The sequence below is a fragment of the Variovorax beijingensis genome (genome assembly GCF_003951285.1).
GTDB lineage: Bacteria > Pseudomonadota > Gammaproteobacteria > Burkholderiales > Burkholderiaceae_C > Variovorax > Variovorax beijingensis.
Genome location: NZ_RXFQ01000008.1, coordinates 13,232 through 31,996, shown reverse-complemented (window position 1 = coordinate 31,996; position 18,765 = coordinate 13,232). Strand labels below are relative to the sequence as shown.

The following is an 18,765-nucleotide window of genomic DNA, read 5'->3' as shown; positions in this document are numbered from 1 at the left end:
CCTTCTCGATGACTACTTGGGATGCAACAGGCCATCCCGGCGCTTTTGGCGCCAGGAGGCGGATTTCGAAAATGACCGGGGTTACCGGTGGGCCGAGGGGCGGCGTCGCGTCGTCAGCAGAGGGCTGCCGCGACCGGCCCGCCTAGCTGGGCCTGGGTGCTACCGGGGGCGGCGTGGTGGCACTGAAAAATTCGCGGAAATGCTGCTGCACGCTGGCTTCGCAGGTCTTGCAGCCCGAGGGCTCGGGGTCGTACAGCGCCTTGGGCCAGTTGGCGGCACCGGGCAGCACGCTGCTGGTGACGTCGATGCCGGCCGCGCGCAGGCGCCCGGCAAAAGTCATCGCCTCGTCGCGCATGGCATCGTCGGGGCCCACCAGCACCAGGGCCGGCGCCAGGGACGACAGCCGCAGCGATCCGCTCGGCACGGCATACGGGTGCATCGCGTTCGACGGGCAGCTCAGGTACTTTTCCCAGCCCGTGGCCCAGCGGCATTCGGCCGAGTCGTTGGTGGCCTTGCGCAGCGATGCCGTGCCCGCGCACGGGTCGAGCATGGGCGACAGCAGGATCTGCCCGGCCAGCGGCGGATGCGCCCGGTCGCGGGCGATCAGCGCCACCCCGGCGGCCAGGTTGCCGCCGGCCTCTTCGCCGGCCAGGTACACCTGGGCACCCTTGCCGCCGAGCTTCACGCGCTGCTTGTAGAGCCATTCGAGCGCGGCATAGCCCACTTCGATGGGCTCGGGGAACGGCGACTCGGGCGCCAGCGGATAGTCCACCGACACCACCACCGCGCCAGCGCCGGCCAGCAGCCGGGCCACGTTACGGCCGTTGTCCAGGTTGCCGCAGATGAAGGTGCCGCCATGGAAGTGCAGCACCAGCGGCACCGTCTCGCCGCGCGGGCGCTGCCCATAGACCCGGGCCCCCACGGGCTCACGGCCGGGCAGCTCGATCGACAGATCGGCTTCCACGCCTTGCGCCGCGGCGAGAGCAGCGGCTTCGGCAGAGCGGGACGATGGGCGCGGTGACATGGAGGCAACCTCAGGAGGATTGGCGATAGTCGAAATATAAGGCGGCCAGTGTGGCGTTAAACAGGCAAGCTGCCCCTACTCTGTTTCCAAACAGCTAACAATCCAGGAAACGCCGGGGGATTGTCACCTTGTGTGAGAATCCGCGTCCTCTCGGCAATGGCCGGGCTCCCAGGAACAGTCATCAATGGATCAAATCCAGGCAATGCGGATCTTTGTCCGCGTGGTGGAAGCGGGCACGTTCACCCGGGCCGCGGACTCGCTCGCCCTGCCCAAGGGAACGGTCACCAAGCAGATCCAGGCGCTGGAATCGCGCCTGCGGGTGAAGCTGCTCAACCGCACCACGCGGCGCGTCACGGTCACGCCGGACGGCGCCGCCTACTACGAGCGCGCGGCGCGCCTGCTGAACGACTTCGACGACATCGAGGCCAGCATGACCAACGCGCAGGCCAACCCCACGGGGCGGCTGCGCATCGACGTCGGCACCTCGGTGGCGCGGCAGATCATCCTGCCCGCGCTGGCCACCTTCTGCGACCGCTACCCCGAGATCCAGCTCGACCTGGGCGTGAGCGACCGCACGGTCGACCTCATCAGCGACAACGTCGACTGCGTGATCCGCGCCGGCGAACTGAGCGACCAGTCGCTGGTGGCCCGGCGCATCGGCACGCTGCACTTCGTGACCGTGGCGTCGCCCGCCTACGTCAAGCGCTACGGCATTCCGCAGCATCCGAACGACATCGAGAAGCGGCACCACGTGGTGAGCTATTTTTCGGGCAGCACGCGGCGTACCTATCCGCACGAGTTCAGGAAGGGCGACGAATACATCGAGCTCAACGGCCCCTACCGCGTATCGGTCAACGAGAGCAACGCCCACATGGCGGCGGTGCTCGGCGGCTTCGGCATTTCGCAGTGCATCACCTTCATGGCCGAGCCGCTGCTCGCAAGCGGCGAGCTGATCGAGGTGCTGCCCGACTGGCAGCGCGAGCCGCTGCCGATCCACGTGGTCTATCCGCCCAACCGCCACCTGAGCGCGAAGGTGCGGGCCTTCGTGGACTGGGCGGCCGAGCTGTTCGCGAAGAACCCGCGGCTGCAGCGGCGCTGAACGCGCCGGCCGCCGCTCAGGCGGCCGCGGCGAACACCGGCTCGCAGCGCACCTCGGTCTTCACCGAGTTGGCGATGAAGCACTCTTCGTGCGCGCGGTGGTGCATGTGCTCGATCTGCTCGCGCGTGGGCAGGTTCTCGCCGGAGAAACTGACCTCGGGACGCAGCGTGACCACGGTCATCGCGAGCCGGCCTTCGGCGTTCTTTTCCATGACGCCGCTCGCCGCGTCGAAATAGCGGTCGACGATGAACTTGCGCTTCACCGCCATGGTGAGGAACCACAGCATGTGGCAGCTCGAGAGCGATGCGACAAAGGCTTCTTCGGGATCGACCGCCGCCGCATCGGAAAACGGCAGCGGCACCACGTGCGGCGACGAGGAGCCCGGCACTTCCGCGCCGCCATCGAAGCGCAGCGAATGCCTTCTGCTGTAGCTGTTGCCCAGGAAGTCCTGGTCGCCTCGCTGCCAGAAGATCTCTGCGGTGTACCGGGCCATGCCTGCTCTCCAGCGCCAAATGGGAAGGCGCCATTCTGCGTCAGAAGAAGCCGGCGAGCCTGATCAGCAGCGGCACCAGCAGCGCGGTGGCGATGCCGTTCAGCCCCAGCGCCAGCGCGGAGAAGGCGCCCGCCGTTTCGTTCACCTGGATGGCCCGCGCTGTGCCGATGCCGTGCGCCGCCATGCCCACGGCAAAGCCGCGCACCGCGGGCTCCTTGATGCGCAGCAGGTTCAGGAGACCCGTGGCCATGATGGCGCCCGAGATGCCCGCCACGGCGGCCGCCACCGCGGCCAGCGACGGCAGCCCGCCGATCTTCTCGGCCACGCCCATCGCGATCGGCATGGTGGCCGACTTGGGCGCGAGCGACATCAGCAGCTCGCGCGATCCACCCAGCGCCCAGGCAATGCCGATGGCCGACACGATCGCCGCCGCCGAGCCCACCAGCAGCGCCACGCCGATCGGCAGCCACAGGCGCCGCAGCCGCCCGAGCTGGCCGTAGAGCGGCACGGCCAGCGCCACGGTGGCCGGCCCGATCAGGAAGTGCACGAACTTGGCGCCTTCGAAATACGTGTCGTAGGGCGTGCGCGTGACGAGCAGCACGCCCACGATGACGACCACCGAGACCAGCACCGGATTGACCGCCGGATTGGCGCCGCTGCGCCGGTGCAGCCACAGCGCGCCCAGGTAGGCGAGCAGCGTGAGCGACAGCCACAAGAGCGGCGACTGCGCAAGAAAAACCCAGATCTCGGACAGCTTGGCGGGCGGGGTCATTCGGCATCCTTGCCGGTGATGCGGATCATCCAGCGCAAGGTGAGCGCGGTCACGGCCATGGTGAAGGCCGCGCCCACGATACCGGCCGCAAGGAACGGAAGCCATTCGCGCCCGACCCGTTCGAAGTGCAGCATGACGCCGGTCACCGCGGGAACGAACAGCAGCATGAGGTTGCGCAGCAGATGGCCCGAGGTCTCGCTCAAAGCGTCAGGCACGCCGCCGCGCACGAGCAGCACGATGAACAGCAGCAGCATGCCGATCAGCGGACCGGGAATCGGCAGGCCCAGCCACTGCACGAGCAGCTCGCCGGCCAGCTGGCAAAGAAAGAGCGTGGTGATGGCGTAGAGCATGCGGATGTCCTGGCTTTCAAGGTTCGGCCGAAGCCGCCGCGCGCGTCCAGGCCTCTTTCAGCGCCTGCTGGCTCTGCGGCGGCAGCACGCCGAGCCGCACATGGCCCGGCAGGCCGAATGATGCACAGTCTCGCAGCTTGATGCCTTCGGCGCGCAGCCGGGCGGCCCGCTGCGGATAAGGCGCGTCGGTGCGCGCGCAGAAGAAGTTGGCGTCGCTCGGCAGGCACTGCCATCCCATCGATTCGCAAAGGGCGCGCTGCTGCGCCTTCCATTCGCGCAGGGTGCGCAGGCTTCGGGCGAGCCAGGCTTGGGCGGCGTCGCCGATCCAGGTCTCGAGCAGCGCCACGCCGTGCGCGCCCACCGGCCACGAGGGGGCCAGCCGCTCGAGGCGCTGCTTCAGCGGCGCGGCGGCCTCGCCTTCGGGTGCGATGGCATAGGCGGCGCGGATGCCCGTCAGGCCCATCGCCTTGTTGGGCGTCCACAGCTGCCAGACGCGGTTGCGCTGCGCCGCGTCGAGCGATGCCGCACCTTCGAGACGCAGCGCTTCGTAGGCCAGGTCGAGCACGCAGGTGCCGCCGGCCTTGGCGTGCGGCGCGAGATCGGCCTCGGCCTGGCCCCGCGGGCTCGAAGGCTCGCAGCACCAGCGCAGCGCCGCTTCACCGTGCAGCGCCGGCGGCCGCAGCACCTGCAGGCCCCAGGCCGACGCCGCACGCTCGTAGTCGCCATAGCTGTGCGCCGGCAGCAAGACCTGCCGGCCGCCACTCTGCGCGAAGGCCGCGCTGATGCGGTGGATGAATTCGCTCGCGCTCGCCGCGATCACGATGCGTTCGGCGGCCACGCCGTGAAAGTTTGCCAATGCGCGGCGCAGCGCCGTGTAGCCCGGGTCGGGGTAATGCGCCGCGTCGGCTGCACGCAGTGCGGCAAGCACCGCCGGGCATGAGCCCGTGGCATTGCCGTTGGTCGAGAAATCGTGCCAGGCGGTGCCGGTGGCGTCGGGGCCGCCGTGCAGCAGTTCGGTGGATGTCGTGTGTTCCGGTGTCATGCCCAGTAGGTTGCCGCGAAGATGGCCAATGATGCACAAGCGGCCGTGGCCAGCACCGCCCTGCCGCCCCACTGTGCGGCCTGCCGCGTATCGGCCGCATCGGCGGGCCGCCCTTCGGCATTCAAGGCATAGACACCGGGCTTGGCAAGCCGCACGCCGAGCAGCAGCGCCATCGCCGCCATCGGCCAGCCGCTGTTGGGGGACGGCGTGCGCCGCGCCTCGCGTGCCACGTCCCGCGGCCACCGCCATGCCGCGAGCGCAAGCAACAGCACCGTGAGCCGCGCCGGCAGCCACGAGAGCAGGTCGTCGGCGCGCGCGGCCCATTTGCCGAACCAGCTCCAGTCGCGGCCATTGCGCTCGCCGCGATAGCCCCACATTGCATCGGCCGTGTTGGCGAAGCGATAGACCGCCGCGCCCGGCAGCCCCAGCAGCACGAACCAGAACAGCGGCGCCACGAGCGAATCGTTGAGGTTCTCGGCCAGCGACTCGATCGCGCTTTCGCGCACTTCGCGTTCGCCGAGCGCGGAAACATCCCGGCTCACCAGCCGGGCAAGCTGCGCGCGGCCCGCTTCCAGCGACACGGCCAGCGCCGCCTCCACGGCAAGCACCTCGGCGCGCAGCATGCGCCATGCGAAGAGCGGCTTCAGCGCAAGGCCCAGCACCAGGGCTTCTGCCCAGCCGGGCAGCCATTGCGCGGCGCTTGCCTGCAACGCCAGCGCCGGCGCACCGACCAGCATCGCGCCCACGCCCCAGGCCAGCGCCCCGGCCAGGAACAGCGGCAGGTCGCGCGGCTTTGCATCGGCCGCCCGCGGCGCCATGCGGGAGCCGATCCAGCCGAGATACCGCCCCATCCACACCACGGGATGCCAGCGCGCGGCGGGTTCGCCCAGCCAGCGGTCGATGGCCAGGGCGAGCCACAGCGCGGCGATGGGGGGCACCCGCTCAGTCCTCGATGCCGCGCTGCGCCGGAATGCCGGCCTTGAATGCGTGCTTGACCATGGCCATGTCGGTCACGGTGTCGGCCAGTTCGACGATCTCGGGCGGGCAGCGCCGGCCCGTGAGCACCACGTGCACGTGCCCGGGCCGCGTGCGCAGCGTTTCGAGCACGCCTTCGAGCGGCAGCCAGCCGTAGATCAGCGGATAGGTGATCTCGTCGAGCACCACCAGGAAGAACTCGCCCGAAAGAATGGCCGCCCTGGCTTTTTCCCAGCCGTCGCGCGCGAGCTGCCCCGAGCGTTCGAGGTCCTGGCTCTTCCAGCTGAAGCCGTCGCCCAGGCCCTCGATCGGAATGCCGATCTGCTCGAACATGCGGTGCTCGCCAAAGCGCGCCGAAGGCACCTTCATGAACTGGTAGATCTTCACCGCCTTGCCGCGGCCGTGCGCGCGCAGCGCCAGACCGAAGGCCGCGGTGCTCTTGCCCTTGCCGTCGCCGGTGTTGACGATGACGATGCCCCGGCGTTCGCCTTCGGCCTTGTCGTACGGCTTCTCGCTGGGGGGAGTTTCGATTTGCATGAGGCGGGCTCCGTGTTGATGTGGGTCAGTTCGGCAGCGCGATCCACTGGTCGGCCACGCGGTGCACGCGGATGCGGCGGTCGAACACCTGTTCGAGTGCGGCATGGGTGGCAGGGTCGCTGCTGCCGCCGTGGTGCACCACGCGGCCGTGGTTCATCACCACCAGCTCGTCGGCGGCCAGCGCCATCGGCAGTTCGTGCAGCACGCTGACCACGGTGCGGCCCTCGGCCACCAGGGCGCGCGTGGTCTGCATCCAGTCGGCCTGGTGCGGCGGGTCCAGGTTGGCAAGCGGCTCGTCCATCAGCAGCAGCTCGGCCTCGACCGCGAGCGCGCGCGCCAGCAGCACGCGCTGGCGCTCGCCGCCCGAGAGCTGGCCGAGCGGCCGTTCGCGCCACTCCCACGCTTGGGTGCTGCGCAGTGCGCGCTCCACCGCCGCGCGGTCGGCAGTGCTCGGCGCTGCAAGCCAGCGCTGGTGCGGCAGGCGGCCGAGCATGGCGATGTCGTAGACCATCAGGTCGTCGGCGCTGCCCTCGCCCGCCGCGCCGCTCTGGCCCAGCCACGAAAGGCGCTGCGCGCGAATGCGGCCCGGCACCTTGGCCGACGGCTCGCCGAAAAGAAAGACTTCGCCGCGGTGCGCGAGCAGGCCCGCCAGCGCCTTGAGCAGGGTCGACTTGCCCGCCCCGTTCGGCCCGACCACGCTGGTCCAGCGCGCGGCGCCGAGCTTCAGGTCGATGCCGTGCAGCACCTCGGTGTTGCCGAGCATGGCGCCCAGGCCGCGGGCTTCGAGTGCGGCGATCCGGCTCATGCCACTCCGCCCCGCGCGCTGCGCCTGTGCATCAGCCACAGCAGGTAGCTGCCGCCGAGCACGGCCGTGAGCACGCCCACGGGCAGTTCCTGCGGCGCGATGAGCCAGCGCGCCAGCAGGTCGGCGGCCATCAGCAGCAGGCCGCCCATTGCAGCCGACAGCACGATCAGCCCGGCGTGCGTGGTCTTGACCACGGAGCGCACCAGGTGCGGCGCGGCCAGGCCCACGAAGGCGATCAGGCCGGTCTGCGCCACGGCCGCGCCGGTGGCCAGTGCGAGCACCACCACCAGCGTGGCGCGCATGGCGCCCAGCGGCAGGCCCAGGCTGCGGGCCGTCGCTTCGCCGAGCGCCAGGCCGTCGAGCACCGGCGCGAGCGCCCAGCCCAGCAGCAGGCACACTGCACCGACCGCCGCCATCACCGCGCATGCGCTCCAGCCGACCAGGCCGGTGCTGCCCAGGATGAAGCCCTGGATGGCCTGCAGGATGTCGGCCGAGGCGATGGTGATCAGGTCCTTGGCGGCACCGAGCACCACGCCGACGATCACGCCCGCGAGCAGCAGCCGCAGTGTCTGCTGCACGCCGCGCGCGAGCACCAGCGTGAGCATCACCGCGAGCACCGCGCCCACGAAGGCCGCGCCCGTGAGCCCCAGGCGCATCGCCCATTGCATGCTGGCGGCCGAGCCGCCGAACAGCAGCAGCGCCACCGCCACGCCGAGCGAGGCCCCCGAGGCGCTGCCCAGCAGATAAGGGTCGGCCAGCGGATTGCGGAACAGCCCCTGCGCCACCGAGCCCGCCAGCCCGAGCAGCGCGCCCGCGAGCCAGGCGCCCAGCGTGCGCGGCAGCCGGATGTCCCAGACGATGCGCAGCGCCACCGGATCGCTCCACGCCGCCAGCAGGCTTTCGAAGCCGGTGCTGCCGATGCCCAGGCCGAGTACCGCCAGTGTGCCGCCCAGCACCAGCAAGGCGATGCCGAAGAGCCAGACGCGGCGCTGATGGCGTGTATGCATGAGGTCGCCGCGGCTCAGCCGGCCTTCTCCGCGATGCAGCGCGCCATCAGCCGTGCGGCCTCGTCCATGCGCGGGCCGGGACGCACGAGCACGTCCGACTGCGCGGCGTCGAAGCGGCAGATGCGCCCTTCGCGCACCGCGCGGATGCCGCTCCAGCCCGGGCGCTGCTCCATGCCCGCCGCGCTGCGCACGCTGACCATGATGAGATCGGGATTGGCGCGCACCACGTATTCGGGGTTGAGCTTGGGAAAGGGCCCGAGCGAAGCCGGCACGATGTTCTTCATGCCCAGGCGCGTGAGCGTCTCGCCGATGAACGACGACTCGCCGGCCGCATAGGGCGCGCTGTTGACCTCGAAGTAGACGCGCTGGCCCCTGGCGCCGGCCGGCAGCGATTGCGCCGCGGCCGACACGCCGGCATCGATCGTGCGCCAGATGTTCGGCGCCTCGCGGGTGCCGAGCACCTGGTCGAGCTTGTCGAGCACGCGCCGCACGTCGGCATGGCTCTTGGGTTCGAGCACCAGCACCTTGAGGCCCAGCGCCTCGAGCCGCTGCGTCACGCGCGAGGACTTGGCGAGCAGCACCGCATCGGGCCGCAGCGCCACGATGGCTTCGACGTTCGGCTCGAGCCCCCCGCCCAGCTGCGGCAAGGCGCGCACCGCGCTCGGCGAGTTGGAATAGTTGTCGACGCCCACCAGCCGCGAACACGCACCGAGCGCGCAGACGCCTTCGGTCAGCGAAGGCAGCAACGTGACGATGCGCTGCGGCGGCTGCGGCAGGCTCACCGCCACGCCGCGCTCGTCGACCACGTCGAGGGCATGCGCGGCCAACGCGAAGAGGCCCAGGCCAAGGGCCGCGGAAAAGCATCGAATCCAGCGGGCTGTCATGTAGGCGCTTTCAGGGTCAGCGGCAAGCCGGCCGCCATCAGCGTGACGCGGTCGCAGGCGGCCGCCACGTCCTGGTTCATGCGGCCCAGCGCATCGACGAAGGCGCGCGTTTCGCGGCCGAGCGGAATCACGCCCAGGCCGATCTCGTTTCCGACCAGCACCACCGGCCCGCGCGCCTCGCGCAGCGCCATGAGCAGCATCGCGGCATGCGCAGCCGGCGTGCGCGTGACCGGCTGCGCGGTCTCGGAGCGCAGCGGCATCAGCAGGTTGGTGAGCCAGAGCGTGAGGCAGTCGACCACCACCAGCGTGTCGGGCGAACTCTGCGTGACGATGGCGCGCGCCAGCTCGACCGGTTCTTCCACGGTTCGCATGGCAGGCACGCGGCGGGCGCGGTCGGCCTGGTGGCGCACGATGCGCTCCTGCATCTCGTCGTCATGCGCCTGGGCGGTGGCAATCAGCACGGCGCGCCGCACGGCGGGCGCCTCGGCCAGCCAGTCGGCGGCGCGCTGCTCGGCGCGGCGCGACTTGCCGCTTTTCTGGCCGCCGAGGATGAATTCGTGTTCAACGGGCATGCGCATCGGCCTCCGGGGTTTCGCGTTCGAGCTCGATCGGCATCGCGCCGAACAGCCTGGCCGTGGCTTCGGGGCTGGACGCGAACCACGCATGAAAATAGCTCGCCCGCACCGGGCCGTGCACATAGAAGGCCTCTCCCGCGCGGTCGTCCGCGCCGGGCCTGCCGGTGAAGGCCGCCGGCACCAGCGGCGTTTCGCAGCTCGAGTAGTGAAAGGTGTGGCCGCGCAGGGTGTGGGCACCCAGCTTGAGCTGCTGCGGACCAAGGCCGGCGAGCCGCTTGTGCATCGCGACCCGGCCCGGCAGCAATCCCCAGAGCGCGTGCGACGCGCCATCGGCCGTTTCCAGCTGCTCGAACAGCGACATCATGCCGCCGCATTCGGCCCATACCGGCTTGCCCGCGGCGACATGCGCAACCAGCGCGATGCGCAGCGGACCGCAGGCGGACAGCGCCTTCGCATGCAGCTCGGGGTAGCCGCCGGGCAGCCAGATCGCATCGCATGCGGGCAGTGCGTCGCCGGCGAGCGGAGAGAAGAACACGACCCGCGCGCCGAGCGCCGCAAGCACGTCGAGATTGGCCGGATAGATGAAGGCAAAGGCCGCGTCGCGCGCAACCGCGATGGTGCGCCCCTGCAGCAGCGGATCGATGCGCGCCGGCGGCTCGGCCGGAGCGGCCTCGAAACGCAGCTGCGGCCATTCGGAAAGCGGCCGCTGGCCGATGGGCGTGGCGGCCATCGCGTCGGCAGCCGCGTCGAGCCGCGCTGTCGCATCGCCAAGTTCATGCGCGGCGACCAGCCCCAGGTGCCGCTCAGGCAATTCGAAACCGGGGCCGCGCGGCAGGCCGCCGAGCCATTGCGCCGGTTCGCGCAAGGCCTCTTTCAGCATCCCGGCATGCCGCTCGCCGGCCACGCGGTTGGCCAGCACGCCGGCCCAGGGCAGCGCGGGGCGGAAATTCTGCAGGCCATAGGCCAGCGCGCCGAAGGTGCCGGCCATGGCCTGCGCATCGATCACGGCCAGCACCGGAAGGCCGAAGCGCTCGGCCAGGTCCGCCGCGCTGGGGCTGCCGTCGAACAGGCCCATGACGCCTTCGACGATCAGCAGGTCGACCTCGGCCGCGGCCGCATGCAGCCGCCGCCGGCAGTCGGCCTCGCCGGTCATCCAGAGATCGAGCGAGTGCACCGGCGAGCCGCTGGCAAGCGCCAGCCAGTACGGGTCGAGAAAGTCGGGCCCGCACTTGAAGACCCGCACGCGCCGCCCCTGCCGTGCGTGCAGCCGCGCCAGCGCAGCCGCGACCGTGGTCTTGCCCTGCCCCGAGGCCGGCGCCGCCACCAGCACGGCGGCGCAGGAGCGTGCAGCGACCGGTTCGCCGTTGGCGCGGGACTGGCTTATTGCGGTGTCCACTTCAGGCCGATGTAAGCGTTGCGGCCGCCGGTGGCGTAGCCGCGTGCAAGCGTGTAGTCCTTGTCGCCCACATTGTCGACGCGGGCCACCAGGCCGATGTCCCGCGTGATCTGCGTGCTGGCCACCAGGTTCAGCACGGTATAGCCACTGAGCGTTCGCGTGTTGGCCGCGTCGTCGAAACGCTTGCTCGACGATTGCAGCTCGGCGCCCAGCGTCCAGCCTGCAATGCGCCAGTCGGCGCCGAGCGTGCCGTGGCGGCGCGCGCGGCGTGCCAGCAGGTGGTCGGTGTCCAGGTCGCGCGGGTCCTGGAAGTCGAGCGATGCGCGCAAGGTCACGTCACCGATGCGGTGGCCGCCCGACAGTGTCACGCCCTGGTAGCGGGCGCGGGCGGTGCTGGCATAGCAGCCGAAGTCGGAGCGGCAGTTGGTGGCCGAACCGTCGAACACGATCAGGTTCTCGACCCGGTTCTGGTAGACCACGATGCCCGCATGCGTGCCGCCATCGACGTACTGCAGGCCAAGCTCGACGTTGCGGCTCGACTCGGGCTTGAGGCTGGCCACGCCGTATTCGCTGAAGCGCTGGTACAGCGTGGGCGCACGGAAGGCGGTCCCGGCCGAGACGGTGGCCCGCAGCCTGGGCGTGATCGCGTAGCCGTAGGCGGCGCTGCCGGTGGTCTTGCCGCCGAATTCGCTGTCGTTGTCGTGGCGCACATGCAGCTGGAGCGAATGCGCGCCCTGCACGAAGCCGTAGCCGAGCGAGACCGCGTCCTGCGAGCGCTTGCTCGAGAACAGGCCGCTGCTGGTGGTGGGCGCATTCTCGAGCGCGTCTTCGCGGCGCTCGAGCGTGGCCGTCACCAGGTGCGGGCCGAAGCGGAACTCGTTCTGGAACAGGTAGCCGCGCAGATTCGTTTCGGTGCGGTAGAACGAAGGCTGGGTCTTGTAGACCGACTGCGAATCGGTGACCTGCACGCGCGTGCTGTAGATGTCGTTCCACTTGGCCGACCACGAGAGCCCGGCCGTGCGCAGCGTGTTGTTCGAGATGTCGTTCTTGAACTGGATCGGCGGCCGGGTCCTGAAGCTCACCGGCGGGTCATAGCCGGCTTCCATGTCGCTGTACAGCAGCGTGGCTTCCAGCCGCTGGTTCGGGGTGAGCTGGTAGCCCAGGCGCAGGTTGCCGGCATTGCTGCGGTAGCCGTCGCGGTCGGGACTGGTGAAGCCGTCCTTCGAGGGCGTGCGCTTGTCCATCGGCAGCACGTTGAAGCCCCGGCTTTCCTCGTGCGCCACGCCCAGCGAGTAGTCGAAGGCACCCGACTTCCCGCTCACGCCCGCCTCCGCCTTGCGCAGGCCGTGGCTGCCGAAGCCGATGCCCGCGTAGGGCGCCACGCCCTCCTCGCCGCGCTTCGTGAAGAGCTGGATCACGCCGCCCACGGCATCGGAGCCGTATACCGCGGCGGCCGGGCCGCGCAGCACTTCGATGCGGTCGATCTGCGAAAGGGGAATGCTTTCCCAGCCGGCACCGCCGGTCGATTGCGAATCGACGCGCACGCCGTCGATGTACACGGCCGTGAAGCGCGTCTCGGCGCCGCGGATGAACAGGCTGGTGGTGTTGCCCACGCTGCCATTGCGCGTGATCTCGATGCCCGGCAGGCGCGCCAGCACGTCGGCCACGCCGACAGCGCCGCTGCGCTCGATGGTCTGGCGGTCGACCACGGACACGTCGCCCACCAGGTCCGACAGTGGCTGCGGCGTGCGGTTGGCCGTGACGACGGTTTCGCCGAGCGCCGGCGCATCCTGCTGGGCATGCGCGACGGCCGGCAGTTGAAGCAGCGCCATGCCGCCGAAGGCGGAGGCCAGCGCGAGCGGCAGGCAGGCAAGGCGGCGGCGGCGCGCAGGCGAACGGCCGAGGGAAAGGAAACCACAGGAAGTCATGATTGGAGCGAACGAACGTCTATGCCCGTCGCCGGCTTCCCCGCCGGCGCTTGGGCGCAATGGCTGCCTTGCGCGCCGAATCGAAAATCGATCGCGCATGCGGCAGCCGCCTCGTTGGCCGGTATCCGGGCTGGCAGTGCGACCCCACCGCCTTCCCAGGTGCCTGTTTCAGGGCACCCAGTGGCTTGATGGATGAGGTTGACGCTTGCGGCGTCGACTGCTTGACCGTTGCGGGGGCAGCGCAGGCGGCTTCGGCCCTGTTCCGTTTCCGGGGGGCGTTCACTCCTGCTTCCCGTTGAACCGCGGCATGTGAACCACGCCGCAGGCACCAACGCGCAGGATTTTAGGGCCTGCGCCAACGCAGTAAGCCAAAAGTTGCGCCGCCTGCCGTCCGCCGGGGAAACTACAATCGCCAACCATGCCCGCCTCCAGCCCCATCGACCAGATCGCCGAGCGTGTGGAACGCCTGCTCGTGCGTCATGAAGAGGTGCAGCGCACCAATGCGCTGCTGCAGGAGCAGGTCGAAGCGCTCACTCGCGAGCGCGACGCGCTGAAGTCGCGGCTGGCCGCGGCCCGCACGCGCCTCGATGCGCTGCTCGAGCGGCTGCCGGCCGAACCACCTTCCCAAGATTCCCCCGCATGAAGCAGATTGAAGTTCAGATCATGGGCCAGAGCTATCTGCTCGGCTGCCCCGAAGGCGGCGAGGCGCAGCTGCGCGAAGCCGTCGAACGCGTGGACGCGGCCATGTGCAAGATCCGCGATGCGGGCAAGGTGAAGGCGCGCGACCGCATCGCGGTGCTCGCTTCGCTGAACCTGGCTTTCGACCTGGCGGCCCAGCAAGCGGCCGCTGCGGCCGCGCCGGCTCCCGTGGCCGCGGCCTCCTCGGCAGGCGGCGGCGACGCCGATGCCAAGGCCGCCCAACTCATTCAGAAACTCGATCAAGCCCTTGCGGGCGATGACCATTTACTCTGAGCGGAAGCACCCGGCCCGTGGGGGGCGTAAAATCCGAACTGTCTGCGGTGCGCGTCGGGCTTAATATTTCCTTGTTCCAATGCTCTCCGGAGCCGGGCTTGGTACATCGCTTGACGGGTGTGATCATCTCGCGTCAGATGAACCCGAAGTCTTGCTGCCCTCGCCCACCTGAACCCTGGTTCAGGATGCGGGTTCGGCGCCCACTTGCAGACACCTTTTTCCGTTCATACGGCCCCTGCATGCGCTGCACGGGGCCGTTGCTTTTTTTCAAGGCTCCGCTGCGTGACTTCCCTGCTCGACCCCCTCCTGATCGCCGAACTGGCCGCGCTTGGCCTGGGCACCGGTTTCCTGGCAGGCCTGCTGGGCATTGGCGGCGGGATGCTCATGGTGCCGTTCATCACGATCATCATGGGGCACCGCGGGGTGGCTTCCGATCTTGCCGTGAAGATGGCGATCGCCACCTCGATGGCCACGATCATCTTCACCTCGGTGTCCAGCGTGCGCGCGCATCACAAGCGCGGTGCGGTGCGCTGGGACATCGTGCGGCGCCTTGCGCCCGGCATCGTCATCGGCAGCCTGCTGGGCAGCCTGGGCGTGTTCGCGCTGCTCAAGGGCACGGTGCTCGCCATCGTCTTTGCGCTGTTCGTGGGCTTCTCCGCCACGCAGATGTTCCTCGACCGCAAGCCCAAGCCCACGCGCCAGATGCCGGGCACCGCGGGGCAGCTGTCGGCGGGCGGCGCCATCGGCTTCATCTCGGGCCTGGTCGGCGCGGGCGGCGGCTTTGTCAGCGTGCCGTTCATGACCTGGTGCAACATCTCCATCCACAACGCCGTAGCCACCAGCGCCGCGCTCGGCTTTCCGATTGCGGTGGCCAACGTGCTGGGCTACGTGGTGAGCGGACAGTCGGTGCAGGGCCTTCCGGCCGGCGCGTTCGGCTACATCTGGCTGCCCGCGCTCGCGGTCATCGCGGTGTGCAGCGTGCTCACCGCGCCGCTGGGTGCGAAGGCAGCGCACAACCTGCCGGTGAAGAAGCTCAAGCGCGTGTTCGCCAGCATCCTGTACCTGCTTGCGGCCTACATGCTCTGGAAGGGCCTGCAAGGCTGAGAGGATGCTGAAAGCCCCTCGGGTCTGGGGTGAGACCCGTTGCGACGCCCGGGCCCCGGCCGTATAACGGGTTCATGAAAATCCTCATCGCCGTCGACGGCAGCGCCTATACGCAAAAGGCGCTCAACTACCTGCTGGCCAACCGCTCCATGTTCGTGGAGGGCCATGAACTGGTCATCGTGCATGTCTCCACCGGCATCTCGGGCCACGTGGCGCGCCACCTCAGCAAGGAGGTGATCACCGACTACTACGCCGAGGAAAACGCCAAGGTGCTCGACCCCGTGGCAGCATTGCTGACGGAGAACGGCGTGAGCAACTTCACGATCGACAAGCGCCATGGCCATGCGGCCGAGGAAATCCTCAAGTCGGCGGCGGCGGCGCATGCGCAGTTGATCGTGCTCGGCACCCATGGCCACGGCATCCTGGGCCGCGCGCTGATGGGGTCGGTGGCTACCAAGGTGATCTCCGAGACCGACACCTCGGTGCTCCTCGTGCAGTAGACAGGCTGCAGGCTCTCTTTCCCTTCTTCTATTGCACGCGCTGCTGCCGCCACTCGCGCGGCGAGCAGCCGAAGCGTTCGCGGAATGCGCGGCTGAAATGCGCCGCATCGTTGAAGCCTCGGCCATAGGCAATCTCGGCCACCGGCCGGCCGGCCAGGCGCGGCTCGAGCAAATCGCGGCTGCAGGCTTCGAGCCGGCGCTCCCAGATGTATTGCGAGGGCGTGAGCGGCTCGCTCTTGAAGACGCGATGGATGTGGCTCGCCGAGACGCCCAGCTGCGCCGCGAGGCTTCCCACCGACAGCGAAGGGTCCGCCAATTGCTCGTCGATGCGCCGCTTCACGCGGGCCAGGTGGTAGGCCGTGAGACTGCTCAGGCCCGGTGAGCGCGCCGCGGGAAGCGTCTGCAGCCCGGCGACAAGAATGCTCTGCACGCCGTTGGCCACCGCCAGGGCCGACGCGGGCTGCAAGGTGTCGATGTCCTCGCGCAGCGTGCGGATCATGCCCAGCAGCAGGTGGCCCGCGCCCTCGCGCCCCGACACGGTGGTGGCCGTCAGCGCTTCGGTGTCGTGCAGCTCGCTGCGCAGGCGTTCGCCCGGCAGCTTGAGCACGATCTGCTCGAAGCTGTCGTCGAACAGCAGCTGGTAGGGCCGCGTGCTGTCGTACAGCGCAAAGTCGCCTGCCGCCAGCACGGCGTCGCGACCGTCCTGCCGCACCACGCCCTGGCCGCGCGCCTGGATGCTGACAAGAAAACAGTCGTCGCTCGAACGCGAGATGTGGCCTGGCGTGCGCATCACCTTCTGCGGCCCCGACCTGACCACCGACACGTCCAGGCTCGGCAGCGTGTGCTGGCGGATGCTGCCTTCGAAGTTGCCCGTATCGCCTTCGCGCACCGGGTCGCATCCGAGCTGAACGTAGACGTTGCAGATCATGTCGGTCCAGTAGGCGAGCCGCTGGTCGCGCGGGACGGCGTCGGTGCTGAGCAACGGGGTCATCGGGGTTCCTTCGGAAGTCGGCATGCAACGCTGGAACAAGAACGCCGCAAGTTCGGGTCAAGGCGTTTCGCGGCGGCGAATCTACGCTTGAAGCAACCCGCATGCCACCGCGCAAACCCGGTGCGAGGTGTGCGAAGTTGTTTCTTTCAACCCCTGCTTCCGGAGACCCGCCGCCATGCCCGCCACCGTTCACCCCAAGCTCCGCGTCGCCGCCGTGCAGGCAGCGCCCGTGTTCCTCGATCTCGACGGCACCATCGACAAGACCATCGACCTCATGGCCCAGGCGGCCGGCCAGGGCGTGAAGCTCATCGCCTTTCCGGAGACCTGGGTGCCCGGCTACCCCTGGTGGATCTGGCTCGACTCGCCGGCCTGGGGCATGCAGTTCGTGCAGCGCTACCACGACAACGCGCTGGTCGTGGGCTCGGCCGAATTCGACCGCATCCGGGAGGCCGCGCGCAAGCACAACATCTGGGTTTCGCTCGGCTACAGCGAAAAGGCCGCCGGCAGCCTCTACATAGCGCAGGCGCTGATCGACGACCAGGGCCAAGCGGTGCAGACGCGCCGCAAGCTCAAGCCCACGCATGTGGAGCGCACCGTGTTCGGCGAAGGCGACGGCTGCGACCTGGCTGTGGTCGAAACGCCCATCGGCAACATCGGATCGCTCTCGTGCTGGGAGCATCTTCAGCCGCTCAGCAAGTACGCGATGTATGCGCAGAACGAGCAGATCCACTGCGGCGCCTGGCCGAGCTTTTCGCTCTACCGCGGCGCGGCCTATGCGCTCGGCCCCGAGCTCAACAACGCCGCGAGCCAGGTGTACGCGGCCGAGGGCCAGTGCTTCGTGGTGGCGCCGTGCGCCACCGTCTCGCAGGCCATGAGCGAGCTGATGTGCACCGACGCCGGCAAGCAGCAGATGCTGCGCGTGGGCGGCGGCTTTGCGCGCATCTATGCGCCCGACGGTTCGCCGCTGGGCACGCCGCTGGCCGAAGACCAGGAGGGGCTGGTGATCGCCGACATCGACCTGGGAATGATCGCGCTCTCCAAGGCGGCCGCCGACCCGAGCGGCCACTACTCGCGGCCCGACGTCACGCAGCTGCTGTTGAACAAGACGCGCCGCGAACCCGTGGTGCTGCAGCGCGCCCCCGAGGTCGAGGGCGGCGCCTTCGAGGCCATCGTCGCCGCATCCGAGCCGGCAGCGGCGGCCGCGCGCCAGCAGCCGCTGGTGGCCTGAAGCATCGGAGGCACGCCATGGAATCCGCCATCGCCGAGCACCTGAAGTGCCCCCGCACGCGCCATCGCCGCGTGGAGGACAACTACGCGCCGCCCTATCCCGTCTGGTCGGCGCGCGCGCCGGCCGCGGTCAGGCAGGTCGTGATGGGCTGTTTCGGCGTGCAGTCGCGCGGCGCCGGGATGCAGGGCCGCGCATGCGCGGCGCTGATGAATATCGCAGCCGGCTTCGCACTGCCCGACGGGCCCGGCCACCACGACTTCGCGCACCACGTCGACGCCGCCGGCTACGACAACATGGTCGCCATCGCCTACTGGGACGACCCTGCCGCCCATGCGCGCTGGTGCGCGGCGCCCCAGGTCGATGCGTGGTGGCGCTCCGACGAGCGGCTGGCGGACGGCCTCGGCTATTTCCGCGAAATCGTTTCGCCGCGTGCCGAGCATTTCGAGACCATGTTCAACACACCCGACCGCCTCGAAGGCGTGGGCGTGGTGATGGGCGGCGTGAGCGGCGAACTGCAGGAGCACGGCTACTGGGGTTCGATGCGCGACCGCATTCCGCTGTCGCAGACCGACGCCATGGCGCCCTCGGGCACGCGCGCCGTCATTGCCGGCGCTCCGGCACCGGGGCAGCGCGTGCGCATCGCAGGCCACGAGAACATCGCGATGATCCGCTCCGGCCAGGAGTGGGCCGAAACCACCGGCCAGGAACGCACGCTCTATCTCGGCGAAATGGAACCCGTGCTGCGCGAAGGCATGGACTTCCTGCGCGACCAGGGCCTTCACATCGGCTGCTACAGCAACCGCTACATGCACCACCTCGATGCCAAGGGCGCGCCGCTGGAGAAATCGTTCGGCCTGAGCTTCTGGCGTTCGCTCGCCGACATGGAACGCTGGGCCGAATCGCATCCCACGCACGTTGCGATCTTCGGCAGCTTCATGCGCTACGTGCAGGCGCTGAACTTCCAGCTGCAGCTGCGCGTGTACCACGAGGTGTCGGTGCTGAAGGCCGACGAGCAGAACTACGAATACATCAACTGCCATGCGGGCAGCGGGCTCATGAACGGGCTGGGCGCAGCTTAGGGGG

General features: G+C 69.5%; 21 protein-coding genes and 1 riboswitch. Of the genes, 7 read left to right on the top strand and 14 right to left on the bottom strand.

Annotation, left to right across the window (positions count from 1 at the left end; genetic code table 11):
- Positions 1-142: 142 nt before the first annotated feature.
- Positions 143-1,024: an alpha/beta hydrolase gene (locus tag EJO66_RS15315; RefSeq protein WP_124960510.1), complete on the bottom strand. Its 882-nt coding sequence runs from the start codon at positions 1,022-1,024 to the stop codon at positions 143-145.
- A 184-nt stretch (positions 1,025-1,208) separates the two neighbouring features.
- Between EJO66_RS15315 and EJO66_RS15310 the strand changes: the two genes are divergently transcribed.
- Positions 1,209-2,123, top strand: coding sequence for a LysR family transcriptional regulator (locus EJO66_RS15310; protein ID WP_124960509.1), 915 nt, complete (start codon positions 1,209-1,211; stop codon positions 2,121-2,123).
- Positions 2,124-2,139: 16 nt separating this feature from the next.
- On the opposite strand, the gene EJO66_RS15305 is transcribed toward EJO66_RS15310, so the two are convergent.
- From EJO66_RS15305 to EJO66_RS15250, 12 genes are read right to left on the bottom strand one after another with little or no spacing between them, the layout of a single operon-like run.
- Positions 2,140-2,616 carry an OsmC family protein gene (locus EJO66_RS15305; protein WP_125965542.1) on the bottom strand — a complete coding sequence of 159 codons (477 nt, stop codon included), beginning with the start codon at positions 2,614-2,616 and terminating at the stop codon, positions 2,140-2,142.
- Positions 2,617-2,656: 40 nt separating this feature from the next.
- Entirely contained in the window at positions 2,657-3,388 is a 732-nt protein-coding gene (locus EJO66_RS15300; protein WP_124960507.1) for an LrgB family protein, read from the bottom strand.
- Entirely contained in the window at positions 3,385-3,738 is a 354-nt protein-coding gene (locus tag EJO66_RS15295; protein WP_124960506.1) for a CidA/LrgA family protein, read from the bottom strand. Before EJO66_RS15295 ends, EJO66_RS15300 begins: the two co-directional genes overlap by 4 nt.
- Positions 3,739-3,754: 16 nt before the next feature.
- The gene (locus tag EJO66_RS15290) at positions 3,755-4,780 is read right to left on the bottom strand and encodes an aminotransferase class I/II-fold pyridoxal phosphate-dependent enzyme (RefSeq protein ID WP_124960505.1); all 1,026 of its coding nucleotides are present in this window, start codon (positions 4,778-4,780) and stop codon (positions 3,755-3,757) included.
- Positions 4,777-5,718 carry an adenosylcobinamide-phosphate synthase CbiB gene (gene cbiB, locus EJO66_RS15285; protein ID WP_125965541.1) on the bottom strand — a complete coding sequence of 314 codons (942 nt, stop codon included), beginning with the start codon at positions 5,716-5,718 and terminating at the stop codon, positions 4,777-4,779. The genes EJO66_RS15290 and cbiB overlap by 4 nt, the downstream gene beginning before the upstream one ends.
- Before the next feature lie 4 nt (positions 5,719-5,722).
- The gene (cobO, locus tag EJO66_RS15280) at positions 5,723-6,292 is read right to left on the bottom strand and encodes a cob(I)yrinic acid a,c-diamide adenosyltransferase (RefSeq protein ID WP_125965540.1); all 570 of its coding nucleotides are present in this window, start codon (positions 6,290-6,292) and stop codon (positions 5,723-5,725) included.
- 25 nt (positions 6,293-6,317) lie between these two features.
- On the bottom strand, positions 6,318-7,097 hold the full coding sequence (locus tag EJO66_RS15275) for an ABC transporter ATP-binding protein (RefSeq protein ID WP_124960502.1): 780 nt from the start codon (positions 7,095-7,097) through the stop codon (positions 6,318-6,320).
- Complete coding sequence (locus EJO66_RS15270; RefSeq protein WP_124960501.1) at positions 7,094-8,104, bottom strand: FecCD family ABC transporter permease; 1,011 nt, start codon at positions 8,102-8,104, stop codon at positions 7,094-7,096. The genes EJO66_RS15275 and EJO66_RS15270 overlap by 4 nt, the downstream gene beginning before the upstream one ends.
- Before the next feature lie 14 nt (positions 8,105-8,118).
- On the bottom strand, positions 8,119-8,988 hold the full coding sequence (locus tag EJO66_RS15265; protein ID WP_124960500.1) for an ABC transporter substrate-binding protein: 870 nt from the start codon (positions 8,986-8,988) through the stop codon (positions 8,119-8,121).
- Complete coding sequence (locus EJO66_RS15260; protein WP_124960499.1) at positions 8,985-9,566, bottom strand: bifunctional adenosylcobinamide kinase/adenosylcobinamide-phosphate guanylyltransferase; 582 nt, start codon at positions 9,564-9,566, stop codon at positions 8,985-8,987. The genes EJO66_RS15265 and EJO66_RS15260 overlap by 4 nt, the downstream gene beginning before the upstream one ends.
- Complete coding sequence (locus EJO66_RS15255; RefSeq protein WP_125965539.1) at positions 9,550-10,959, bottom strand: cobyrinic acid a,c-diamide synthase CobB; 1,410 nt, start codon at positions 10,957-10,959, stop codon at positions 9,550-9,552. The genes EJO66_RS15260 and EJO66_RS15255 overlap by 17 nt, the downstream gene beginning before the upstream one ends.
- Positions 10,944-12,887, bottom strand: a complete 1,944-nt coding sequence (locus EJO66_RS15250; protein ID WP_125965538.1) for a TonB-dependent receptor domain-containing protein — start codon at positions 12,885-12,887, stop codon at positions 10,944-10,946. The genes EJO66_RS15255 and EJO66_RS15250 overlap by 16 nt, the downstream gene beginning before the upstream one ends.
- Before the next feature lie 99 nt (positions 12,888-12,986).
- Positions 12,987-13,235: riboswitch (cobalamin riboswitch) on the bottom strand.
- Between the two features lie 70 nt (positions 13,236-13,305).
- On the opposite strand from EJO66_RS15250, the gene EJO66_RS15245 reads away from it, so the two are divergent.
- The 4 genes from EJO66_RS15245 (at position 13,306) to EJO66_RS15230 (ending at position 15,463) form a co-directional block, all read left to right on the top strand.
- Positions 13,306-13,530, top strand: coding sequence for a hypothetical protein (locus EJO66_RS15245; protein WP_012747655.1), 225 nt, complete (start codon positions 13,306-13,308; stop codon positions 13,528-13,530).
- Positions 13,527-13,859, top strand: a complete 333-nt coding sequence (locus EJO66_RS15240) for a cell division protein ZapA (protein WP_124960496.1) — start codon at positions 13,527-13,529, stop codon at positions 13,857-13,859. The genes EJO66_RS15245 and EJO66_RS15240 overlap by 4 nt, the downstream gene beginning before the upstream one ends.
- Positions 13,860-14,141: 282 nt before the next feature.
- Complete coding sequence (locus EJO66_RS15235) at positions 14,142-14,963, top strand: sulfite exporter TauE/SafE family protein (RefSeq protein ID WP_124960495.1); 822 nt, start codon at positions 14,142-14,144, stop codon at positions 14,961-14,963.
- Positions 14,964-15,037: 74 nt separating this feature from the next.
- The gene (locus EJO66_RS15230) at positions 15,038-15,463 is read left to right on the top strand and encodes a universal stress protein (protein WP_124960494.1); all 426 of its coding nucleotides are present in this window, start codon (positions 15,038-15,040) and stop codon (positions 15,461-15,463) included.
- A gap of 28 nt (positions 15,464-15,491) precedes the next feature.
- On the opposite strand, the gene EJO66_RS15225 is transcribed toward EJO66_RS15230, so the two are convergent.
- On the bottom strand, positions 15,492-16,454 hold the full coding sequence (locus EJO66_RS15225; protein ID WP_124960493.1) for an AraC-like ligand-binding domain-containing protein: 963 nt from the start codon (positions 16,452-16,454) through the stop codon (positions 15,492-15,494).
- Between the two features lie 175 nt (positions 16,455-16,629).
- Between EJO66_RS15225 and EJO66_RS15220 the strand changes: the two genes are divergently transcribed.
- Positions 16,630-17,682 carry a carbon-nitrogen hydrolase family protein gene (locus tag EJO66_RS15220; RefSeq protein ID WP_124960492.1) on the top strand — a complete coding sequence of 351 codons (1,053 nt, stop codon included), beginning with the start codon at positions 16,630-16,632 and terminating at the stop codon, positions 17,680-17,682.
- Positions 17,683-17,699: 17 nt separating this feature from the next.
- Positions 17,700-18,761: a phenylacetaldoxime dehydratase family protein gene (locus EJO66_RS15215; protein ID WP_125965537.1), complete on the top strand. Its 1,062-nt coding sequence runs from the start codon at positions 17,700-17,702 to the stop codon at positions 18,759-18,761.
- Positions 18,762-18,765: the final 4 nt, after the last annotated feature.